The organism is Sphingobium indicum BiD32 (assembly GCF_000382885.1).
Taxonomy (GTDB): Bacteria; Pseudomonadota; Alphaproteobacteria; order Sphingomonadales; family Sphingomonadaceae; genus Sphingobium; species Sphingobium japonicum_C.
Window position 1 is genome coordinate 1 of record NZ_CAVK010000108.1, and the last position, 21,563, is coordinate 21,563.

Below are 21,563 nucleotides of genomic sequence, written 5' to 3' on the forward strand. Positions count from 1 at the left end.
TCGTCACCACGCCCTAGTACTCGTCCTAGCCTCGATCTTAAGAAGAGGTGGCACAAACACCCAGTGGCCCGGCACCCGATGACAGGACCAATAGTCCGCGTCGGACATAAAAAGGACCCGCCGGTCCCCGCTTCGCAGGACGTTCGGAACAGCGATTTTTTAAGGGGATTTCATCATGCGCACATCATCCACACTCCGTCTGGCACTGATCGCCAGCACCGCCGCCATCGCGCTGCCGTCTGCCGTGATCGCGCAGGCTCCCGCCGCCGAATCCAGCGACATCATCGTCACCGGCCTGAAGCGCCAATATTTTGGCGACACGCCGGTCAAGGAAATCCCGCAGGCGGTCCAGTTTCTGGAAGGCAAGCTGCTCAACGACCTGAACATCACCCGGCTCGACACCGCGCTGGAACTGGCCAGCGGCATTTCCAAGCAGAATAATTTCGGTGGCCTGTGGGACAGTTTCGCGATCCGCGGCTTTGCCGGGGACGAGAATTTTCCGAGCGGCTTCCTGGTCAACGGCTTTAACGGTGGCCGTGGTTATGGTGGCCCGCGCGATGCATCGAACGTCGAGCGGATCGAAGTACTCAAGGGTCCCAACAGCGCGCTGTTCGGGCGCGGCGAGCCGGGTGGCACGGTCAACATCGTCAGCAAGAAGCCGACCTTCAAGGAAGGCGGCAGCTTTTCGGTCGCGGGCGGCAAATGGAACACCTATCGCGTCGAGGGCGACTATAATCTGCCCGTCTCCGACACGGTCGCCATCCGCCTGACCGGTGCGGTCGAAAATGCCGAAAGCTTCCGCGACACGGTGGAGACGCGCAAATATGTGCTGAATCCGTCCTTCCTGGCGAAGCTGTCGGACAAGACGATCTTCACTTACGAACTGGAATATGTGAACCAGGAAGTACCGTTCGATCGCGGCGTTCTCGCTATACCAACCGTTGCGGCCAATGGCACCATCAGCGGCTATACGCTGGGCGTCATTCCCAACACCCGTTTTCTGGGCAACCCCGGCGACGGGCCGATCGAGGTCGAAGTGCTGGGCCATCAGGCGCAGTTGCAGCATGACCTGAGCGACGACTGGGTCGTGATGCTGGGCGCGGGCTACAAGGACACCACGTTCGAGGGTTATTCGAGCGATCCTGAGCTGGTGCTGGGCCGCCAGCGGATCGACAATGACGGACGCACCCTCACCCGCCAGCGTCGTTATCGCGATTACAGCACCACCCATATGGTTTTCCGTGGCGAAATCAGCGGCAAGGCAGAAACCGGGTCGATCGTCCACAATATCCGCGTCGGCGCGGATTGGGACAAGTTCGAGATCGACACGTTCCAGACCCGCTATCGCCCGGTCGCGGCCGACCAGTCCTATTCGATCGACATTTTCAATCCCAATTACAACATCGCCGCGCCCGTCCCCAATGTCGTCATTCAGGACGCAAATGAAGTGCAGAAGGCCTGGGGCATTTATGCGCAGGATCAGATCGAGATTACTGAACAGTTCAAGGTGCGTTTCGGCGGCCGTTACGATCATTTCAGCCAGAATATCGACCTGCGCCTGAACGGCACCAACCCGAACAAGAGCTATACCAAGTTCAGCCCGATGGCCGGTCTGGTATTCGAGCCGACCAGCACCGTTTCGCTCTATGCCAGCTATGGCAAGGGCTTCCGCCCCAACAGCGGCGTGGGTTTCGACGGCCAGCCCTTCGCGCCGGAAATCAGCAAAAGCTATGAAGTGGGCGCGAAGTTCGTGACCACCGACGGCAAAATCACCAGCACGTTGTCGCTCTACAAGATGGAAAAGACCAACGTGCTGTCGACCGATCCGGTCAATGCAGGCTTTTCCAAGCCGGTGGGCGGGGCTGACAGCAAGGGCGTGGAATTCGACGTGAATGCCAAGCTGCCTGCCGGGTTCGAGCTGTTTCTGACCTATGCCTATACCGATGCGGGCTGGGCCAGCAACGTGTTCGACCCCAATTTCGGTGCGCCGATCCTGAAGGGCGATCCGCTGGTCAACATTCCCAAGCATCAGGGCAATATCCTGCTGTTCAATAATTTCTCCATCGGCAATCATGAAGCGATGCTGGGTGGTGGCGTGAACCATGTGGGCAAGCGTCTGGGCGAGACGGCGACCAAATTCTTCCTGCCCAGCTACACCATCGCCAAGCTGATGGGATCGGTCACGATCAACGACCAGTTCAAGCTGTCAGCCAATGTCGATAATCTGTTCGACAAGAAATATTATGCCAGCTCCTATGCAGCCTTGTGGGTGCAGCCGGGTATGCCCCGTTCCTTCACGGTGCGCGGTACGTTCAACTTCTAAACAGGTGCCGGGGAGGCGTTCGCGCCTCTCTTTCGGGCCGCCAACGACATCCCTCCTCCTGTCGTTGGCGGCCCTTTTCGTTTTTGAGGGATGCCCCATGAACCGCGCGCTGATGTTGCGCCTGCACCGGATGATCGGCCTGGCCATGGCGGCGTTCCTGCTGGTGCAGGCGCTGAGCGGGGCGATGCTGGTCTATCGCGGACCGCTGGCGCGGCTGATCGATCCGGTGGCGATGACCAGCGGCGGGACGGGACCGGAGGTTTCGGTTGGCATGGCGGTGACGCAGGCGAACCGGGCGATGGCTGGCTATCGGGTGACGCGCCTGTTTGCGCCCGATGCTGATGGGGCAAGCTGGTTCGCACAATTGGGCGATCATGACGGCGCGGTGCGCTATGCGTCGGTCGATCCGGCAGGTGGTGCGATTTTGCGATCCGGTAGCGTCCTGGCCTTTCCGGTCGAGGCGGCGCTGCAAATCCACTTTCGGTTGATGGCGGGCAAGGTTGGCATGGCGGTGGTGATCCTGAACGGCATCGCCTTGCTGGCGATGGTGGCAAGCGGCCTGGCCTATTGGTGGCCCAAGCGCGGCAAGATGGGCAAGGCGCTGACGGTACGCTGGACATTGTCGCCCCGGCTGGTGCTGCGCCAATGCCATCGCACGGCGGGCGTCGTGCTGAGCGCCATCCTGCTGTTCGTGGCGACGACGGGCCTGTTGCTGGTGGTGCCCGAATGGCTGGGCAGCGGCGCAGCCAGTGCGCCCTCCACCGCTTCGGCCGCAACGATCGACCGCAGCGTTGCTTTGGCGCAGACAGCCTTTCCCGAAGCCGCGCTGCGCGACCTGCGGATCGATGGCGACCGGCTGATCGTCAATTTTCATGCGCCCGAACGCAATGCGCGCGCGATCCATCGCGTCATCGTGACGCTGGCGCAGCCGCATATCGTCAGCGCGACCCGCGCGCAGTTCAACCCCGCTTTGTGGATGAGCGTGTTGCCGCTCCATGCGGGCGACGCTTTTGGCGCAGCCGGTCGGGCCGTGCTGCTGATCGTCGCGCTGGCATTGGCCGCGCTGTGCGTTTCCGGTCCTCTCATCTGGTGGCAGGCCAAGGCCGGCCGCCGTCCCGCGCCCATCCGAAAGTCCATGGCATGACCCTGCTTTATACATCCGATCCCGAACGCGGGCGCATCTGGCGCGATATTTTTGAGGCCGAGGCGGCGGATATCGGCTTTGCCGATCCGGCGGACGCGCATGATCCCGCCGCCATCCGCTACCTCGCCGCGTGGAATCCATCGGTGGAGCTGATCGCGACATTGCCCGCGCTGGAGATATTGTTTTCGATCGGCGCGGGGATCGACCAGTTCGATATGTCGCGCCTGCCGCCCCATGTCCGCGTGGTGCGGATGATCGAGCCGGGGATTGCGCAGGGCATGGTCGAATATGCGACGATGGCGGTACTGGCGCTGCATCGCAACCTGATCGACCATGGCATAGCGCAGCGCGAAGGGCGCTGGGCGCCGATCAAGCTGACGCCCGCCAGCCAGCGCCGCGTCGGCGTGATGGGGCTGGGCAATCTGGGGCAGGCGGTGCTGGGGGCGCTCCGGCCATTCGGTTTTCCGCTGTCGGGATGGAGCCGGTCGGCCCATAGCGTCGAGGGCGTCAATTGTTTTGCGGGCGCGGCGGCTTTGCCTGCCTTCCTGTCGGGCTGCGACATAGTGATTTGCCTGCTGCCGCTGACGGACGAGACGCGCGGCATTTTGTGCCGGGAGACGCTGGCGCAGCTGCCGCGCGGCGCGGGCCTGATCAATGTCGGGCGGGGCGGGCATCTGGTGGAGCAGGATCTGCTGTCCTTGCTGGACGAGCGGCATCTGTCGGGCGCGGTGCTGGACGTGTTCGACCCGGAACCGCTGCCGCAAGGTCATGCTTTCTGGGCGCATCCGCGCATCATCATGACCCCCCATGTCGCCAGCATGACCCGCGCCGACAGTGCCGCGCGCGCGCTGATCGCCAATATCCGCCGCCACCAATCGGGCGCGCCGATGGAGGGCGAAGTCGCGCGCGACCGTGGCTATTGAGCGCGCGGCAATCTATGCTGAATGGGCAGCGATAAAAGCCCCATATATGCGCCCGCCATTAAAGAAATGGGCTTCATGTTCCGGCGCGCCCATGTCGTAATGTGCCAGTCACATGGCCGCGAGGCCCAGCTTTAAGAACCCGCAAAGGACGATCCGCCGATGCCCAATTTCCGGCCCAAATATATCAGTTTCGACTGCTATGGCACGCTCACCCGTTTCCGCATGACCGAGATGGCGACCGCCTTCATGGCCGATCGCATCGACGCGGACAAACTGCCCGCCTTTTGCAAGGACTGGGGTGCTTATCGTTTCGACCAGGTGATGGGCGCCTGGGAACCCTATCAGGAGATCATCCGCAACTCGCTGCGCCGGACGTGCCAGAAATGGGGCGTCGCTTATAATGAGGCAGACGCCGATGCGGTCTATGCCGCCGTGCCGACCTGGGGTCCGCATGACGATGTAGCCGGTGGCCTCAGCCAGATTGGCGACAAGATCCCGCTCGTCATCCTTTCCAACGCGATGAACGACCAGATCCACCATAATGTGGGGATGCTCGGCGCGCCCTTCCACGCAGTCTTTACCGCGCAAATGGCGCAGGCCTACAAGCCGCGGATGCAGGCGTTTGAATATATGTTCGACCAGTTGGGCGCGAACCCGGAGGATATGATGCACGTATCGTCCAGCTTCCGTTACGACCAGAATACGGCGACCGACCTGCATTTTGGCTGCCGCGTTTTCGTGGGTCGCGGGCATGAGCCGTCCAACCCCTTCTATCGCGACGTGGAAATCCCGCATATCGGTTGCCTGCCGGCAGTCGTGGGTCTCTGATCGTCGGATGAGCGCCGCCGCCCCCCTCTCCTACTGGCTCGCCAGCGCCCCGGCCTTTGCCGGCGGGGCGGAGGGCGGGGTCGACGGGTCGGCCGATGTCGCCATTATCGGCGGCGGCTTTACCGGCCTGTCGGCGGCGCTGGCGCTGGCGCGGCGCGGCGCGAGCGTCGTGCTGCTGGAGGCCGGGCAGGTCGTGGGTGAGGCGTCGGGGCGCAATGGCGGCCAGTGCAATAATGGCACCGCGCATGATTATGGCGCGCTGTCGGCCAAGTTCGGTAAGGATGTGGCGAAGGCCTGGTATCGGGCGCATTGCGACGCGGTCGATACGGTCGAGCGGCTGGCGCGCGAGGAAGGCATTGATTGCAATTTCACCCGCTGCGGCCGGGTGAAGCTGGCAGCCAAGCCCCAACATTATGACAAGTTGGCGCGGGCGCATGACCTGCTGGCGGCGGAAGTGGACGAAAATGTCCGGCTGGTGCCGCCGGAGCGCATCCGCGACGAAGTGGGGTCCGACGCCTTTCATGGCGCGCTGATCCAGACGACGAGTGCGCAAATCCATCCCGCCCGCTTCGGCGTCGGGCTGGCGGAAGCGGCGACGCGGGCCGGTGCGCGGATTTTTGAGGGCGCCGAGGTCATAGGGCTGGATCGGCTGGCCAGCGGGTGGCGGGTCACGTCATCGCGCGGGTCCGTCGCCGCGAAGCAGGTGCTGGTCGCGACCGGCGGGGCGCCTGCCGCTGCGCCATTCGGCTTTTTCCGGCGGCGGATCGTGTCGGTCGGCAGTTTCGTGATCGCGACCGAGCGGCTGGACGACGCGCTGATCGAACGGCTGCTGCCGGGACGGCGCAATTATGTGACCAGCAAGAATATCGGCAATTATTTCCGGCTGACCCCCGACAACCGCCTGATCTTTGGCGGACGCGCGCGCTTTGCGATCAGCGATCCCCGGTCCGACATGAAGAGCGGACGCATCCTTGAGGACGTGCTGGGCGAGATTTTCCCGGCGTTGAAAGACGTGGGCGTCGTTCATGTCTGGGGCGGGATGGTCGACCTGACCGCCGACCGGCTGCCGCGCGCGGGCGAGACCGACGGCCTCTATTATTCGATGGGCTATAGCGGCCATGGCGTGCAGATGGCGACGCATATGGGACAGCAGATGGCGCGCGTGATGAGCGGCGAGCCGGAGGCCAATCCCTGGGCCAATCTCGACTGGCCGAGCGTGCCGGGGCATTTTGGCAAGCCATGGTTCCTGCCGTGGTGGGGCTATGGTATAAATGGCAGGATGTAATCCATTGAGCGACATGCTTTCGCCCTTTTCCCGCCGTGACTTGATCGGTGCGGGGCTTGCCCTTGGCACCGGGCTGCTGCTGCCCAATGGCGCGCTGGCGGCATCCAGGCCGCGCGTGGGCGGGCGCATCCGCGTCGCCAGCCTGTCCAGCTCGACCGCCGACACGCTGGACCCGGCCAAGGGCGCGCTGTCGACCGACTATGTGCGCCATTATATGTTCTACAGCGGCCTGACCCAGCTCGATCGCAACCTTGTCCCCCGCCCCGCGCTGGCCGAGCGGATGGAAAGCGCGGACCAGATCAACTGGCATGTGCGGTTGCGCAAGGGCGTGACATTCCACAATGGCGCGGAGCTGACCGCCGCCGATGTCGTCTGGTCGCTGCTGCGGCACAAGGATGCGGCCACCGGGTCGAAGATGGCGCAGATTGCCGAGCAGTTCGCGCTGGTGAAGGCGACGGGGCGGCATGCGCTGACGATCCGCCTGACCGGACCCAATGCGGATTTGCCGACCATTTTGGCGCAATCCCATTTCCTGATCCTGCGCGCGGGAACACGCGATTTTCGCACTGCCAACGGGACTGGTCCCTATATGTGTGCGCAGTTCCGGCCGGGCGTGCGGACGCTGGGACGGCGCAATCCCAATTTCTGGAAACCGGGCAAGCCCTATCTGGAAGAGATTGAGCTGATCGGCATTCCCGATGAGGTCAGCCGGGTCAATGCGCTGTTGTCGGGCGACGTGCATCTGGTGATTGCGGTCAATCCACGTTCGACCAAGCGGGTCATGGCGTCGCGCGGCCATGGCCTGCTGGAAACCCAGTCGGGCCTGTACACCAACCTGATAATGCAGCAGCGGCAATTGCCGACCGGCAACCCGCATTTTGTCGCGGCGATGAAATATCTGCTCGACCGGCCATTGATCAAGCGGGCGCTCTATCGCGGCTATGCGACCATCGCCAACGATCATCCGATCCCGCCCTTCCACCCCTATTATCGCGCCGATCTGCCGCAGACCACACTCGATCTGGACAAGGCGCGCTGGCATTTGCAGCGGGCGGGCCTGTCGGGCGTGCGGCTGCCGGTCTATGCGTCGCCAGCGGCGGACGGATCGGTCGACATGGCGTCGACATTGCAGGAATATGGGTCGCGCGTGGGATTGAAGCTGGCGGTCAACCGGGTGCCGGGCGATGGTTACTGGTCGACCCACTGGATGAAGCATCCGCTGGGCTTCGGCAACACCAACCCGCGCCCGACCGCCGACCTGCTGTTCAGCCTGTTCTACAAATCGGACGCAGCCTGGAACGAGAGCGGGTGGAACAATCCGCGGTTCGACCGGCTGTTGCTGGAGGCGCGGGGCGAGGCCGATCAGGCGCGACGCAAGCAGCTTTATGGCGAAATGCAGGGGCTGGTCCGCCAGCATTGCGGTGTCGGCATCCCTGTCTTTATCAGCCTGATCGACGGTTATGACCGGCGGTTGAAGGGGCTATATCCTGTGTCTCTGGGCGGGTTGATGGGCTATCAATTTGCCGAACATGTGTGGTGGGAAGGCTGATGGCGGCCGCATCCTCCGCAAGCGGCATGAGCGCCGCGCTGACATTGATCGGCAAACGGTTCGCATCGTCCCTGCTGACGCTGCTGCTGGTATCGCTGACGATTTTCGTGATCGCGCAACTGCTGCCCGGCGACGCGGCGCAGGAAGCGCTGGGGCAGAGCGCCACGGCCGAACAGGTCGCGGCACTGCGCCATGAAATGGGCCTCGATCGCCCCGCCCATATCCGTTACGCCAGCTGGCTGACGGGCATGGTGAGCGGCGATCCGGGCCAGTCAATGGTCGCCAACATGCCAGTGGCGGAGGTGATTGCCGAACGGCTGCCCAACAGCCTGCTGCTGGCCGCGCTGAGCGCATTGGTCGCGGTGCCGGTCGCGCTGGCCATCGGCATTGGGTCGGCGATGAACCGGGGCGGACGGATCGACCGGGCGCTCAACATCGTCACCCTGTCGATGGTCGCGGTGCCGGAATTTCTGGTGGCGACGGTTGCGGTGCTGATTTTCTCGGTAAAGCTGCGCTGGCTGCCCTCCATCGCCCTGGTGGCGGATGACATGACGTGGGGCGAATATCTGCGCGGGGTTGCGATGCCGATCCTGACGCTGAGCATCATCGTCATCGCGCAAATGGCGCGGATGACGCGGGCGGCGGTGATCGACCAGATGGACCGGCCCTATGTCGAAATGGCGGTGCTGAAAGGCGTCGCGCCGGTGCGGATTGTGATGCGGCACATCATGCCCAATGCGATCGCGCCGATCGTCAACGCGATGGCCCTGAGCCTATCCTACCTGCTGGGCGGGGCGGTGATCGTGGAGACCATCTTCAACTATCCGGGGCTGGCGAGCCTGATGGTCAACGCCGTCACCAGCCGCGACATGCCGCTGTTGCAGGCGTGCGCGATGATCTTCTGCGCCGCCTATCTGATCCTGATGCTGATCGCGGATGTCACCGCGATCCTGGCCAACCCCAGGTTGCGTGCCCAATGATCGCTTCTGCTTTCAAACGAGCCAAAGCCCTTCCGCTGTCGGGCAAGGTCGGCCTGGCGCTCGTCATTTTCTGGTTGGCTGTCGCCTTGTTCGGGCCGATGCTCGCCCCCTATCCGGTCGGCGCGTTCGTCGCCTATGAGGTGTTCGACGGACAGTCGGCGAAACACTGGCTGGGCAGCGATTATCTGGGCCGCGATGTGCTGAGCCGGTTGCTGTCGGGCGCGCGCTATACCGTCGGGCTGGCGGCGGCGGCGGCTTTGCTGGCCAGTAGCACCGGCACTGCACTGGCGCTGACGGCGGCGGTGGGCGGCACCAAGGTTGATGAGCCGCTGTCGCGCTTCATGGACATGCTGATTTCGATCCCGTCCAAGATTTTCTCGCTGGTGCTGGTCGCGGCGTTCGGGTCGTCGCTGGGGCTGTTGCTGCTGATCGCGGCCTTCACCTATGTGCCGGGCAATTACCGGATCGCACGGGCGCTGGCGGTTAATCTGGCGCAGATGGATTATGTGCAGGTGGCGCGCGCGCGGGGCGAAGGACGCTTCCACATCGCCATCGCCGAAATATTGCCCAATATGATCCACCCGCTGCTTGCCGATTTCGGGCTGCGCTTCGTGTTCATCGTGCTGTTGCTGTCCGGTCTGTCCTTCCTGGGCCTGGGCGTGCAGCCGCCCGACGCCGATCTGGGGTCGCTGGTGCGCGAGAATATTTCGGGGCTGGGCGAAGGGGCACTGGCGATTTTAGCGCCGGCCGTTGCGATTGCGACGCTGACCGTGGGGGTGAACCTGTTGATCGATGCGATCGGCTTTTCGGGCAAGGGGAAAGGCCGATGAGCGAGGCTCCTCACGTCGAGGTAAAAAGCTTGACCGTCACCGCGCGCAATGCGGCGGGGGAGATGTTCCCGATCGTCAGCGACATTGATTTTTCGTTGCGGCGCGGCGAAGTACTGGCGCTGATCGGCGAGAGCGGGTCGGGCAAGACGACGATCGCGCTGACATTGCTGGGCCATGCCCGGCCCGGCGCGACGATTTCCGGCGGGTCGATCCGTGTGGGCGATGCGGAACTGACCAAGCTGGACCGCAGCGCGCTGGCGCAACTGCGCGGCAATCGCATCGCCTATATCGCACAATCGGCAGCCTCGGCGTTCAACCCGTCGCGCACGATCATGGATCAGGTGATCGAACCCGCGCTGATCCACGACCTGATGCCCCGCGCACAGGCGGAGGCCAAGGCGGTCGAGCTGTTCCGCGCGCTCGCCCTGCCCTTTCCCGATCAGATCGGCGCGCGCTACCCGCATCAATTGTCCGGTGGGCAGTTGCAGCGGCTGATGGCGGCGATGGCGCTGATCACCGATCCTGAACTGGTGATATTGGACGAGCCGACCACGGCGCTGGACGTGACCACCCAGATCGAGGTGTTGCGCGCGTTCAAGGCGGTGGTGCTGGAGCGGGGGGCGACCGCCATCTATGTCTCGCACGACCTGGCCGTGGTCGCGCAGATGGCCGACCAGATCGTCGTGTTGAGCCAGGGGCGCATCCGCGAGGCAGGAGCAGCAGCGCAGATCCTCCACGCGCCGGCCGATGATTATACCAGGACGCTGATGGCGGCGGCGCATCCCGCGATCCGCCCCGCGCCCGAAAAAATCGCCCTGTCGGCTGCGCCGCTGCTGGAAATACGGGGGCTGACGGCGGGCTATGGCAAGATCGGCAAGGATGGTCGCCCGCGCATTCCGGTGCTGCGCGACATCAATCTGACGATCGAGCGCGGTGCGACTTTGGGCGTGATCGGCGAAAGCGGATCGGGCAAGTCGACCATCGCGCGGGTTATCGCCGGGCTGCTACCGCCAGCCAGCGGTCAGGTGCTGCTGGATGGCGAGGTGTTGCCGCCGGGATTGCAGGGGCGCAGTCGGGACCAGTTCCGCCGGGTGCAACTGGTGTTCCAGAATGCCGACACGGCGCTTAATCCCGCGCATAGCGTCGGGCGGATATTGGCGCGGCCGCTGGCCTTCTACCATGACCTGAAAGGCAATGCCGCGCGGATGCGGGTGCTGGAACTGCTGGACCTCATCCGCCTGCCCGCCACGTTGATCGACCGGTCGATCGGCGGCTTGTCGGGCGGGCAGAAGCAGCGGATCAATCTGGCGCGGGCGCTGGCGGCCGATCCGCAGCTGATCCTGTGCGATGAGGTGACGTCGGCGCTCGATACGGTGGTGGGTGCCGCGATATTGGAGCTGATGGCGGAATTGCGCCGGGAACTGGGCATCGCGACGATGTTCATCAGCCATGATATTTCGACGGTGCGGGCGATTTGCGACGACATCCTCGTCCTCTATTCGGGCACGATGGTGGAGACGGGACCGCGCGCCGCGTTCGGGGTTGCACCCTTCCATCCCTATACCGACCTGCTGATCGGATCGGTGCCGGAAATGCGCGCGGGCTGGCTGGAGGAAAGCCATGCCGGGGCCGCGCCGCCGCCGATCGGGGGGACGGGCGATCATCCTGACCTCTGCCGTTTCCTGCCGCGCTGCGCCGCGCGGGTGGATGGCCTCTGTAACACCACGCCCCCGCCCCGCCGCCCACTGGCCAAGGGCAGCCAGATATTGTGTCATCATGGAGATGAAAGTTTGATCCCCTCATGAGCCGCTTCGTTCGTCTGGGCGAAACCGACCGCCCCATCATTACCGTGCATGTCGATGGTAAGCCCGTCGAGGCGCTGGACGGCGACACGCTGATGGTTGCCCTGTTGAGCAGCGGCAGCATGTTGCGCCAGTCCGAGTTCGGGCCGGAAAAGCGGGCCGGTTTCTGCCTGATGGGGGCGTGTCAGGACTGCTGGGTGTGGACGGAAAGCGGTGATCGGCTGCGCGCCTGTTCGACGCTGGCGGCATCGGGCCAGCAAATAGTCACCAGCCAGCCGGGGGCGTCATGGTCGAACCACGCATAATTATCGTCGGGGCCGGGCCAGCGGGAACGCGCGCGGCGGAAGCCTGCGTGCAGGCGGGGATTCGTCCGATCGTCCTGGACGAAGGGCGGCGCGATGGCGGGCAGATTTATCGCCGCCAGCCCGACAATTTCACCCGGCCCTATGCCAAGCTCTACGGCAGCGAAGCCGGGCGGGCGCAGGCGCTGCACGAGACGTTCGACGGGCTGAAAGGCAAGATCGATTATCGGCCCGAAGCATTGGTGTGGAATATTGCGGGCGGGCAAGTCTGGACAGCGAGCCAGACATATCAGGACGCGCTACCCTATGATGCGCTATTGCTCTGCACCGGGGCGACCGATCGACTGATGCCGGTCAAGGGCTGGCAGTTTGCAGGCAGCTACAGTCTGGGCGGGGCGCAGGTGGGGTTGAAGAGCCAGGCCGTGTCGATCGGGCACAAGGTCGTGTTCATGGGATCGGGACCGCTGCTTTATCTGGTCGCCTGCCAATATGTCGAAGCGGGCGCCCAGGTTGTCGCGGTGCTGGATACAGCGCCCTATAGCGCGCGGATCAAGGCGCTGCCCGATCTTCTGGCGGTGCCGTCCGTGCTGTGGAATGGCGTGGCGCTGACGATGAAGCTGAAGCGCGCGGGCGTGGCAGTGTATAATGGCATCAAGCCTCTCGAAATAAATGGTAATGCCGCCGAAGGCGTGAGCGGCATCCGGTTTCGCACCGGGGCGGGAGTCGAGCAGCAGATCGCCTGCGACGCGGTGGCGATGGGGCATCATTTGCGGCCGGAAACCCAACTGGCCGATCTGGCGCGCTGCGCCTTCACTTTCGATCCTGTGACGCGACAATGGCTGCCGGAGCGGGACGGTGACGGGCGGTCGAGCGTGGCGGGCACCTATCTGGCGGGCGATGGCGCGAAGATATTGGGCGCGCGGTCGGCGGAGGCGAGCGGGCGACTGGGCGCGCTGGCGGCACTGGCCGATCTGGGCCTGCCGGTGGACAAGGGCGAGATGGCGTCGTTGCGCGGCGATGTCGGCACCTATGCGAAATTTGCGCGCGGTCTGGCCAAGGCATTTCCCTGGCCTTCGGAACAAGCATCGCAATTGCCGGACGACGCACTGTTGTGCCGATGCGAGGGGGTGACGGCGGGCGACTTGCGGGCTGTGATGCGCGAGACGGGCGCGCAGGAAGCGAACCGGGCCAAGGCGTTCAGCCGGGTCGGCATGGGGCGGTGCCAGGGGCGCTATTGCGGGCTGGCAGCGGCCGAGCTGATTGCAGCGGAAGCCGACATTCCGGTCGAACAGGTCGGGCGGTTGCGTGGCCAGGCTCCGGTCAAGCCGCTGACCATCGCGATTGGAGACGATCAATGAGCGGGGCCAGCGACGTCATCATCGTGGGCGGCGGGCTGATGGGATCATCGGCGGCCCTGTTCCTGCGCGGCCATGGCCTGTCTGTCACCCTGCTGGAAACCGACCTGATCGGCCGGCAGGCGAGCGGGACCAATTTCGGCAATGTGCGGCGGCAGGGGCGGCCCATCCACCAGTTGCCGCTGGCCAATCGCGCTATTGCCATCTGGCGGCAATCGCGCGAATTGCTGGGGGCGGATGTCGAATATCTCCAGTCCGGTCATATCCGCGTCTGCTATCGCGAGCGGCCCGAACTGGTGGGGTCGATGGAGGAATATGCCGCCAACGCGCGCGCGGAAGGGCTGGAGCTGGAATTGCTGAGCGGCAATGCGCTGCGCGACCAATTCCCCTTCTTCGGGCCGGACGTGCTGGCCGGTTCCTATTCGGCGACAGATGGTCACGCCAATCCACGGCTGGCGGCACCTGCCTTTGCGCGGGCGGCGGCGCGGCTGGGCGCGGTGATCCATGAAAATACGAAGATCGTCGACGCGCAGAAGGTCGGCGAGGATTTCATCGTCACCGCAGCGGACGGGCGGACGTTTCGCGCGCCCATCCTGCTGATAACGGCGGGGGCGTGGGGCAATGCCTTGTCGTCGCAGTTCGGCGAGCCGGTTCCCATCGTGCCCAAAGGCCCGAACATGAGCGTGACCGAGCCGATCCCCTACAGCATCCTGCCCGCCGTTGGCGTGATGACCCCGCTGGAAGAGGAAACCGTCTATTTCCGGCAGGTCGCGCGCGGCAATATCGTGCTGGGGGGCAGTACGCGGGGACCATCCTTCCCCGACCAGTATCGCGCCTATGTCGAGCCGCAAAATACGCTCAGCCAGTTGAAGCATATCCGGCGCCTCGCCCCACAGCTGGGGAAGCTGAACATCATCCGGGTGTGGTCCGGTATCGAAGGCTATATGCCCGACAGCCAGCCAGTGATGGGACCCAGCGCGACGACCAGCGGGCTATATTATGCGTTCGGCTTTTCGGGGTCTGGATTCCAGATCGGGCCGGGCGTGGGCGAGACGATGGCGGAAATCATCGCCAAGGGCGCGACCGACATTCCGATCCAGCCCTATCGCATCGAACGGTTCGCCACGCCGTCCTGACATTGCCGATTGCGCGCGACCCCCTATAAGCGGGAATCCAGACGGGCCGGAACCACGCCGCCCTGCCTGTGCCGGGGGGCAAGATGGAGCAACAAGGCAGCCGGGCGTTGACCGGAGGTGACCGGACGGTGCGCGGGGGCCGATTTGCGCCGCGCGCCGTGATGCTGAATGCTGGGCTGGCGCTGGTCTATTGCGTCACCGGATGGCTGGGCCTGAAAATGGCGATCCCGCCCGGCTATGCGACTTTGATCTGGCCAGCGTCGGGCATTGCGGTGGCCGCCATCCTGATTTTCGGGCGTGCGCTGTGGCCGGGCGTTGCGGTCGGTTCGTTCGTCGTCAATGCCGCCATCGGCATGATGCGGATGGAGACGGCGGGCCTGCCGCTGATCCTGTCCAACGCACTATGCATCGCGATCGGATCGACATTGCAGGCGCTGATCGCCGGCAACATCGTGCGCGTCCGGTTCGGGACGCCGATCCGGCTGACATCGGCGAGCGATGTTGCGGTGATGGCAGCGCTGATCTGTCCTCTGGCCTGTCTGGTCGCGCCAAGCATTGGCGTCGCCACGCTCTACCTGAACCACACGATCCCGGCCGCGGCGATTGCCAAAAGCTGGACGACCTGGTGGGCCGGCGACCTGCTGGGCGTGCTGATCGTAACCCCGGTCATCATGCTCAGTCCCTGGAAGGGATGGCGGATATTGTGGCGCGGGGAGCCGATTGCGCATTATACTGCCACGATGAGCGCCGTCATGATGGTCATGATCGGCGGCACATTGACTGCGTGGAAAGTCACATCCGAATTTGTCCATGACCGCAACCAGGCCAGCTTCGCCGTGCTGGCGCGGGAGAATGAGCGGGCGTTGCAGTACCGGCTGGAAGCCTATGCCCGCAGCCTGGATGGCGCAGCAGCGCTGTTTGCTGCGTCAGACGACATTACTCCGGAGGACTGGCGCGCCTATGTTACCGCGCTGGACATGGGTACATTCCTGCCCGGCCTGAACGGCATGGGCTATATCCGTCCTCTGGACGCTGCGCAGTTGCCGGACTTCCTGCAAAAGCAGCAACAGGCGTTCCCCGGCTATCGCATCCATCCCGACAGCGGGGCCGCCTTGCGCGGCGTCATTGCCCAGATCGAGCCGGTCGCGGCCAACCGCGCGGCCATGGGGCTGGACATATTGGCCGATGCCCGACGGCGATCCGCTGCGCTGCACGCGCGCGACACCGGCAAGGCAACGATCACCCGGCGCATCATATTGGTGCAGGACAAGCAGCAACGCCCCGGCTTCCTGCTGTTGCGACCGCTCTATCGCGCCGACCTGCCCCATGCCACCGTGGATCAGCGGCGCAGGGCGCTGATCGCGTGGATCTATGCGCCATTCATCGCCAGCCGCCTGATGGAAGGATTGACGCAAAGCCAGGGGCGTTCGATCGACATCCATATTTTCGATGGTCCTGTGGCGGACATGGATGACACCATCTATGCCAGCGCGGCCAAGGACGATCACAAACCCCATTATAGCGTAACCCGGACCCTGTTGCTGATGGAACAGCGATGGACGGTGCGCTGGACCAGCACGCCCCAGTTCGAGGGGAGCGTATCGACCAGCGAGGGGTGGCTGGTGCTGGTGTGTGGACTGGCGATCAGCTGGATATTCGGCATATTGGCGCTGTCCTACATCCGGCGTGAGACCTATGCGCTGCGGCAGGTGGCGATCAAGACCAGCGAGTTGATGGAGCGCGAAGCGGGGCTCCAGCGCGCGGTCGGCGCACTGGAGGAAAGCGAACGGCATTTTTCCGCGCTCGCCAGCCTGTCGCCCGCGGGCATTTTCCGCACCGATGATCTGGGTTTCTGCAATTTTGCCAATGATGCCTGGCTGAAAACCACCGGCCTGTCGCGCGGCGCGGTGATGGGCGTGGGGTGGATGGGGGCGATCCATCCTGATGATCGCGAGAAGATACGCGCGCAATGGCGATCCGCCGTTTCGCAAGGGCTGACGTGGCGGGTGGAGTTACGCTTTTGCCACAGCGATGGCGGCATTTGCTGGGTCGATCTGATCTGCGGCCCGGAAATGGATGCGCAGGGCCAGCTGATCGGCCTGATCGGGGTTGGCACCGACATTAGCCGACGCAAAGAGCTGGAACAGGAAAATGAGAATGCGCTGGTGCGCGCCGAACAGGCAGCCAATGCCAAGGCAGTGTTCCTGGCGAATATGAGCCATGAAATCCGCACGCCCATGAACGGTGTGATCGGCTTTACCGAATTGCTGTTGCAGGATGAACCACGTCATGCACAGCGCACCAAGCTGGAGTTGATCCTAGAATCCAGCCAATCGATGATGGAGTTGCTGAACGACATATTGGATTTTTCGCGGATCGAGGCGGGGCAGATGGCGCTGGAACCCGAACCGGTGAACCTGCGGAAAAAATTGCAGGCGAGTGTTGCCGCGCTAAATGCGCTGGCAGAGCGCAAGGCGTTGCCCGTGTCCGTCATCGTCGATCCGGCATTGCCGCAGATGATATTGTGCGACCGGTTGCGACTGCGCCAGATCATCGTCAACCTGTTGGCCAATGCGATCAAATTTACCCATGAGGGGCATATCACCATTCGGGCGGTCAGGCTGCCTGGTGCCATGCTGCGCATAGCGGTGGAGGATACCGGTATCGGCATCGCCCGCGACCGGCAGACCGCGATCTTTCAGGAATTTGTGCAGGCGCATGGCGGGTCCGCGCAACGCCATGGCGGATCGGGCCTTGGCCTGGCGATATGCGACCAGCTGGCGCGGCTGATGGGCGGACATATTCTGCTGCGCAGCGATTTGGGTGAAGGCACCATCGTCGCGCTTCAGATACCGCTGGTGGCAGCGCAAGATGAGACGGTGGCGGCGGCACCGCCTGCCCAGCCAGATCGGGTCAAGGGCGTGGTCGCGCGCCGCATCCTGCTGGTCGAAGATCATGACATCAATCAGCTGCTGGTGTCGGAAATGCTGGAACGGCTGGGCCATGATGTCACAATCGCGACCAATGGTGTCGAAGCAATCACCAAGGTGGACGACGCCCATGCACGCGGATTGCCCTATGCGCTGGTTTTGATGGACCTGCGTATGCCGCACATGGATGGGTTGACGGCGGCGCGCAAGTTGCGAAGGCGGGGACACAGCGCCGATCAGCTGCCGATCATCGCGATCAGCGCCAATGCCTATGCCGACGACATCGCCGCCTGCCTGGACGCCGGGATGCAGGGGCATGTGGCGAAACCCGTGCGGCTAGGCGAATTGCAGGCGGTGCTGGAGCCGTGGCTGCGTGCCGGTAACGACCATCGGGTGGCGGATGGATCCTCTCCATCCCCGTCGTCTGCGCCCCGGCTGGCGCACATGTATCGCGAACGGCTGGACAATATCGCTGCACAGTTCGCCAACGCCGCCGCATCCGATGGCCTGACCAGCGAGGCGAAGGCTGATCTGCGCACCGCGATGCACCAGCTGGCAGGGACTGCGGGCCTGTTCGAGAGTGCGACGACGACCAGCGCGCTGCGAGAGCTTTATGAAGCGCTGGATGGTTGGTCCGACAGGCAATGGCCGCAACAGATTCGCGAGGCCGCCAGTCGATTCGCGACGATCACAGCGCGGATGGACCGGTGATTTAACGCTACCATTACTGACAGGACGGATTCTGTCCCCCTGTGGGGCGATCCTGTGCCGGTTTTGCACCCCAGAATGCTTGATGGCGTCATGCAGTTCCGCTAGCGCAAGTATATAACAAATGTTTAACAGGCTGGGGTCGGCGTGATACATAAGGTTTATGTCGTCGATGACGACGAACTCACGTGCGTTGCGTTACGCGACATGCTGGAAATCGTGCCGGGAATCGATGTCGAGATGTTCGCGTCCGGCACGCAGTTCCTCGACGCCATGCCGGTCGCTGGCGGGCTGTTGCTGATGGACGTCTATATGCCCGGCCTGGACGGGTTCGAGACGATCGCGCAAATGGGTGCCAAACACAGCCTGTTTCCCACCATCATGATGTCGGGCAAGGGCGAGATTCGCCAGGCGGTGCAGGCGATGAAGATGGGGGCGGTCGATTATCTGGAAAAGCCGTGCCAGCCCCAAGCGCTCTATGCCGCAGTCAAGGCCGGGCTGGACCAGTTGAAGGCCGTACTGAACGACCAGAGCGCCAGCGCCGACGCGCAGCAGCGCATCGCGGGCCTTTCCGAACGGGAAAGCGAACTGTTGCGCCTGCTGGTCAGCGGCATGACCAACAAGGACGCGGCCGAGCAAATGGGGATCAGCGTGCGCACCGCCGAAGCCCATCGCGCCAAACTGATGCTGAAGCTGGGCGCGGACAATTTCACCGATGTGATGCGGCTGGCCTATGCGTCTGGCTTTGTGACGCTGAACCCGGACAATGGCGCCTCGCCAGCGCTGCAACAGGCTTAACGTTGCGGTAAGCATTTATGCTTACGTATTTATACCAATTCGCGGGCACAACGGCGCAATGCGGGATGGCAGCATCATTTCATACCCCTTGATGCGGGTCATCCTGTTCGCCGGAGCCATGGCTTGTTCCAGCCTTGCCATGGTTCATACAGCGAATGCCGCCTCTGGCGGCGCGGCGGTGACGATCATCCGGTCGTTATCGGCGACCCAGGAAGAATCGCTCGATTTCGGGCGTATTCTTCCTGCGGCGCGCGATGGCATGGTAACAGTGCGGCCCGATGGCGGGACCGAATGTAACGGCGTTACGCTGTGTTTGGGCGAGGGCAAGCCTGCGCTGTTCCGGCTGACCGGCGCTGAATTGCCTCTGGCGGTGTCGATCGACCCGGTGGTCGCGATGACGGGACCGGATGCCGCGCATGTGATGGTGACTTTGTTGCCGTCCGGGCCGGTGGTGATGGCCAGTCCGGCTGGCACAGCCTATGCCGTGGGCGGGCAGATGATCGTGGCAGCGGGAACACCGCCGGGCATCTATGCCGGGCAATATAATATTAGCTTTGAATATCAGTAGTTTATAGGTAAATTCTTGCCCGTTCACATGGTTAATGGCGGCTTTACCATGCCCATTAGCCTTAGATAGACGGACATTGCCTATCCATATCCCTGTCGGAGCTGGAATGCCGACGCAATCCAAGGGGTATATCATATGACCAAGAAATCCGTTCAGGCCCTGGGCCTGACTGCCATGCTGTTTGCTGGCGCCGCACTTTCGATCGAACCGGCCCATGCCGCATCCGCCACCGGCGATGCGACGGTCAAGATCCTGAGTGCTATCACCGTGACCAAATCGTCGGACCTGGACTTTGGCAAGATCGTGCCGTCCGCGGCTGCTGCCACCGTCGCCATTGCCGAAGATAATAGCCGCGTGTGCGGTAGCGGCCTGTCCTGCTTTGGCACGACGACGGCGGGCGCTTTTGCGGTCACCGGCACGGCGAACGAAACCGTCAGCGTCGCGATCGACAATCCGTCGATCACCCTGACAGATGGCGGTTCCAACAGCATGGCCGTGGCTTTGGCCACGACGACGTCGGCGATGACCCTGTCGGGCACTGGCGCGGGCAGCTTCAAGGTGGCGGGCACGCTGAACGTCGGCGCCAATCAGGTTGCTGGTTCCTATTCGGGCCAATATTCGGTTTCGGTTTCCTATCAGTAAAATCATGGTCGGCCGGGGCGGCGCATTAGCGCCGTACCCTTGCCGCGCCGATGCCGGAGGGGAGGACAGGGTGATGCGTGCAATGCCCGCCATGGCGGCGATTGCCGTAAGCCTGTTCCCCCTGCCCGGTCAGCTCGCGCTGGCCGACACGCGCAAATCTGCGCCGATTGTCGAGGCCGCGACCGACATCAGTTTCGGGATGGTCGCGGCCACATCGTCGGGCGGCACGATCACGCTGACGCCATCGGGCGTCATGCGCTGCTCCGCCGGGCTGCAATGTCTGGGCGGCGAACGGACCGGGCTATTCTATGTCACCGGGCCGAAAGATTATATGGTCGGCATCCTGCTGACCCCCGCGCAGCTGACCACCGCGCGCGGCGACGCCATGCTGGCGATCCCCAAGGCGTCGCAATCGACGATGGTGCTGAACCCCGGCAAACGCAAAAATCAGTTTAGCGTCGGCGGTACACTCACCCTGTCGGCGGCGCAGCCCGAAGGGGCGTACATCGGCAGCTATGAGGTGATGGTCGAATATTTCTGATCGTCGCCACCACATGGTTAGCGAGTTGCTAACCAATTTTCGTCATCCCTGACCCTTGCGGCCCGCTGGACACGATGCCGCTGACATGGGGTATTATATGAAACGCATTATGATGGTGATGGCGATGGCCGCCATCCCTGCGCTTGCGCCGACGATCGCGCGGGCGGCCGCAGGCGACCTGCTGGTCGCGCCCACCCGACTGATCATGGCGCCCAATAGCGGCGGCGAAGTGGTGGTGAACAATACCGGCGACAGGGCGACGACCTACCGCATATCGCTGGTGCTGCGAAAGATGACGGCGCAAGGGACGATTGAATCGGTCGATGAAGCGACCGCGTCGCAACGGGATGCCGCCGCGCTGGACCTGATCACCTATGCCCCGCGCAAGATCACGCTGGCGCCGCAGCAGTCGCAGACGGTGCGAATTGGCGTGCGGGTGCCGCCGACCATGCCGGGCGGCGAATATCGCGCGCACCTGCTGTTCCGCGCCGTGCCGGACGTCGCCGATGCAGCCGCGCCGCAACCCGCCACGGACGGCATGTCGATCAGCCTGACGCCCATTTACGGCGTGACCATTCCGGTGATCGTGCGCGTGGGTGAACCCAAGGGCAGCGCGAGCCTGAGCAACGCCCGGCTGAGCGTGCAGGAGGGGCAGGCGCAACTGGATGTCGACCTGATGCGCGCGGGTGACCGATCCGTCTATGGCACGCTGGACCTGATGCAGGCCGACGGCAAGACGCCGATCGCGACGATCAAGGGCGTCGCCGCCTATCCCGAAGTGGCGCAGCGGCACATCATGCTGCCGATCGACAGGACGGCGCTGGCGCGGGCGACAGGGCCGCTCAAGGTGCGGTTCGTGGAAACGGACCCGGCGTCGGGCGGGGCGGTGAGCGAAGCGCCCGTGGCGCGGCCCTGACGC

At 63.7% G+C, this 21,563-nt stretch carries 18 protein-coding genes; all 18 read left to right on the top strand.

Going from position 1 to position 21,563, the window contains the following annotated elements; all coding sequences use genetic code 11:
- The first annotated feature begins 175 nt into the window (after window positions 1–175).
- The 18 genes from EBBID32_RS10770 (at window position 176) to EBBID32_RS10855 (ending at window position 21,560) form a co-directional block, all read left to right on the top strand.
- Entirely contained in the window at window positions 176–2,323 is a 2,148-nt protein-coding gene (locus EBBID32_RS10770; RefSeq protein WP_006956568.1) for a TonB-dependent siderophore receptor, read from the top strand.
- Window positions 2,324–2,420: 97 nt separating this feature from the next.
- Window positions 2,421–3,467, top strand: coding sequence for a PepSY-associated TM helix domain-containing protein (locus EBBID32_RS10775; RefSeq protein ID WP_006956569.1), 1,047 nt, complete (start codon window positions 2,421–2,423; stop codon window positions 3,465–3,467).
- Entirely contained in the window at window positions 3,464–4,390 is a 927-nt protein-coding gene (locus tag EBBID32_RS10780) for a 2-hydroxyacid dehydrogenase (protein WP_006956570.1), read from the top strand. The genes EBBID32_RS10775 and EBBID32_RS10780 overlap by 4 nt, the downstream gene beginning before the upstream one ends.
- Before the next feature lie 159 nt (window positions 4,391–4,549).
- A complete protein-coding gene (locus EBBID32_RS10785) occupies window positions 4,550–5,218 on the top strand; it encodes a haloacid dehalogenase type II (protein WP_006956572.1) in 669 nt (222 codons plus the stop codon).
- 7 nt (window positions 5,219–5,225) lie between these two features.
- Window positions 5,226–6,503 carry an NAD(P)/FAD-dependent oxidoreductase gene (locus EBBID32_RS10790; RefSeq protein WP_006956573.1) on the top strand — a complete coding sequence of 426 codons (1,278 nt, stop codon included), beginning with the start codon at window positions 5,226–5,228 and terminating at the stop codon, window positions 6,501–6,503.
- Window positions 6,504–6,507: 4 nt separating this feature from the next.
- Window positions 6,508–8,052, top strand: coding sequence for an ABC transporter substrate-binding protein (locus tag EBBID32_RS10795; RefSeq protein ID WP_006956579.1), 1,545 nt, complete (start codon window positions 6,508–6,510; stop codon window positions 8,050–8,052).
- Complete coding sequence (locus EBBID32_RS10800; RefSeq protein ID WP_006956580.1) at window positions 8,052–9,032, top strand: ABC transporter permease; 981 nt, start codon at window positions 8,052–8,054, stop codon at window positions 9,030–9,032. Before EBBID32_RS10795 ends, EBBID32_RS10800 begins: the two co-directional genes overlap by 1 nt.
- Window positions 9,029–9,862: an ABC transporter permease gene (locus tag EBBID32_RS10805; RefSeq protein WP_006956581.1), complete on the top strand. Its 834-nt coding sequence runs from the start codon at window positions 9,029–9,031 to the stop codon at window positions 9,860–9,862. Before EBBID32_RS10800 ends, EBBID32_RS10805 begins: the two co-directional genes overlap by 4 nt.
- Window positions 9,859–11,667, top strand: a complete 1,809-nt coding sequence (locus tag EBBID32_RS10810) for an ABC transporter ATP-binding protein (protein WP_037490117.1) — start codon at window positions 9,859–9,861, stop codon at window positions 11,665–11,667. Before EBBID32_RS10805 ends, EBBID32_RS10810 begins: the two co-directional genes overlap by 4 nt.
- Complete coding sequence (locus EBBID32_RS10815) at window positions 11,664–11,969, top strand: (2Fe-2S)-binding protein (RefSeq protein ID WP_006956584.1); 306 nt, start codon at window positions 11,664–11,666, stop codon at window positions 11,967–11,969. The genes EBBID32_RS10810 and EBBID32_RS10815 overlap by 4 nt, the downstream gene beginning before the upstream one ends.
- The gene (locus EBBID32_RS10820) at window positions 11,951–13,324 is read left to right on the top strand and encodes an NAD(P)/FAD-dependent oxidoreductase (RefSeq protein ID WP_037490120.1); all 1,374 of its coding nucleotides are present in this window, start codon (window positions 11,951–11,953) and stop codon (window positions 13,322–13,324) included. Before EBBID32_RS10815 ends, EBBID32_RS10820 begins: the two co-directional genes overlap by 19 nt.
- On the top strand, window positions 13,321–14,457 hold the full coding sequence (locus tag EBBID32_RS10825; RefSeq protein WP_006956586.1) for an NAD(P)/FAD-dependent oxidoreductase: 1,137 nt from the start codon (window positions 13,321–13,323) through the stop codon (window positions 14,455–14,457). The genes EBBID32_RS10820 and EBBID32_RS10825 overlap by 4 nt, the downstream gene beginning before the upstream one ends.
- Before the next feature lie 83 nt (window positions 14,458–14,540).
- Window positions 14,541–18,098, top strand: a complete 3,558-nt coding sequence (locus tag EBBID32_RS10830) for a CHASE domain-containing protein (protein WP_006956587.1) — start codon at window positions 14,541–14,543, stop codon at window positions 18,096–18,098.
- Between the two features lie 144 nt (window positions 18,099–18,242).
- Complete coding sequence (locus EBBID32_RS10835; protein WP_006956588.1) at window positions 18,243–18,893, top strand: response regulator transcription factor; 651 nt, start codon at window positions 18,243–18,245, stop codon at window positions 18,891–18,893.
- Between the two features lie 139 nt (window positions 18,894–19,032).
- Window positions 19,033–19,461 (top strand): DUF4402 domain-containing protein, encoded by a 429-nt coding sequence (locus EBBID32_RS10840; protein WP_231382169.1) that lies wholly within the window; start codon window positions 19,033–19,035, stop codon window positions 19,459–19,461.
- Window positions 19,462–19,596: 135 nt separating this feature from the next.
- Window positions 19,597–20,103, top strand: coding sequence for a DUF4402 domain-containing protein (locus EBBID32_RS10845; RefSeq protein WP_006956594.1), 507 nt, complete (start codon window positions 19,597–19,599; stop codon window positions 20,101–20,103).
- Window positions 20,104–20,176: 73 nt separating this feature from the next.
- The gene (locus EBBID32_RS10850; RefSeq protein ID WP_006956597.1) at window positions 20,177–20,644 is read left to right on the top strand and encodes a DUF4402 domain-containing protein; all 468 of its coding nucleotides are present in this window, start codon (window positions 20,177–20,179) and stop codon (window positions 20,642–20,644) included.
- Between the two features lie 97 nt (window positions 20,645–20,741).
- Window positions 20,742–21,560: a hypothetical protein gene (locus tag EBBID32_RS10855; RefSeq protein ID WP_156022530.1), complete on the top strand. Its 819-nt coding sequence runs from the start codon at window positions 20,742–20,744 to the stop codon at window positions 21,558–21,560.
- The last annotated feature ends 3 nt before the right edge of the window (window positions 21,561–21,563 follow it).

Excerpts from the sequence above, each read along its gene's own strand:
- EBBID32_RS10785 (WP_006956572.1), top strand. The coding sequence starts at position 4,550 with ATGCCCAATTTCCGGCCCAAATATATCAGTTTCGACTGCTATGGCACG.
- EBBID32_RS10775 (WP_006956569.1), top strand. The coding sequence starts at position 2,421 with ATGAACCGCGCGCTGATGTTGCGCCTGCACCGGATGATCGGCCTGGCC.
- EBBID32_RS10780 (WP_006956570.1), top strand. The coding sequence starts at position 3,464 with ATGACCCTGCTTTATACATCCGATCCCGAACGCGGGCGCATCTGGCGC.
- EBBID32_RS10830 (WP_006956587.1), top strand. The coding sequence starts at position 14,541 with ATGGAGCAACAAGGCAGCCGGGCGTTGACCGGAGGTGACCGGACGGTG.
- EBBID32_RS10810 (WP_037490117.1), top strand. The coding sequence starts at position 9,859 with ATGAGCGAGGCTCCTCACGTCGAGGTAAAAAGCTTGACCGTCACCGCG.
- EBBID32_RS10855 (WP_156022530.1), top strand. The coding sequence starts at position 20,742 with ATGAAACGCATTATGATGGTGATGGCGATGGCCGCCATCCCTGCGCTT.
- EBBID32_RS10770 (WP_006956568.1), top strand. The coding sequence starts at position 176 with ATGCGCACATCATCCACACTCCGTCTGGCACTGATCGCCAGCACCGCC.
- EBBID32_RS10805 (WP_006956581.1), top strand. The coding sequence starts at position 9,029 with ATGATCGCTTCTGCTTTCAAACGAGCCAAAGCCCTTCCGCTGTCGGGC.
- EBBID32_RS10790 (WP_006956573.1), top strand. The coding sequence starts at position 5,226 with ATGAGCGCCGCCGCCCCCCTCTCCTACTGGCTCGCCAGCGCCCCGGCC.
- EBBID32_RS10800 (WP_006956580.1), top strand. The coding sequence starts at position 8,052 with ATGGCGGCCGCATCCTCCGCAAGCGGCATGAGCGCCGCGCTGACATTG.
- EBBID32_RS10850 (WP_006956597.1), top strand. The coding sequence starts at position 20,177 with ATGCGTGCAATGCCCGCCATGGCGGCGATTGCCGTAAGCCTGTTCCCC.
- EBBID32_RS10820 (WP_037490120.1), top strand. The coding sequence starts at position 11,951 with ATGGTCGAACCACGCATAATTATCGTCGGGGCCGGGCCAGCGGGAACG.
- EBBID32_RS10825 (WP_006956586.1), top strand. The coding sequence starts at position 13,321 with ATGAGCGGGGCCAGCGACGTCATCATCGTGGGCGGCGGGCTGATGGGA.
- EBBID32_RS10845 (WP_006956594.1), top strand. The coding sequence starts at position 19,597 with ATGACCAAGAAATCCGTTCAGGCCCTGGGCCTGACTGCCATGCTGTTT.
- EBBID32_RS10815 (WP_006956584.1), top strand. The coding sequence starts at position 11,664 with ATGAGCCGCTTCGTTCGTCTGGGCGAAACCGACCGCCCCATCATTACC.
- EBBID32_RS10840 (WP_231382169.1), top strand. The coding sequence starts at position 19,033 with ATGGTTCATACAGCGAATGCCGCCTCTGGCGGCGCGGCGGTGACGATC.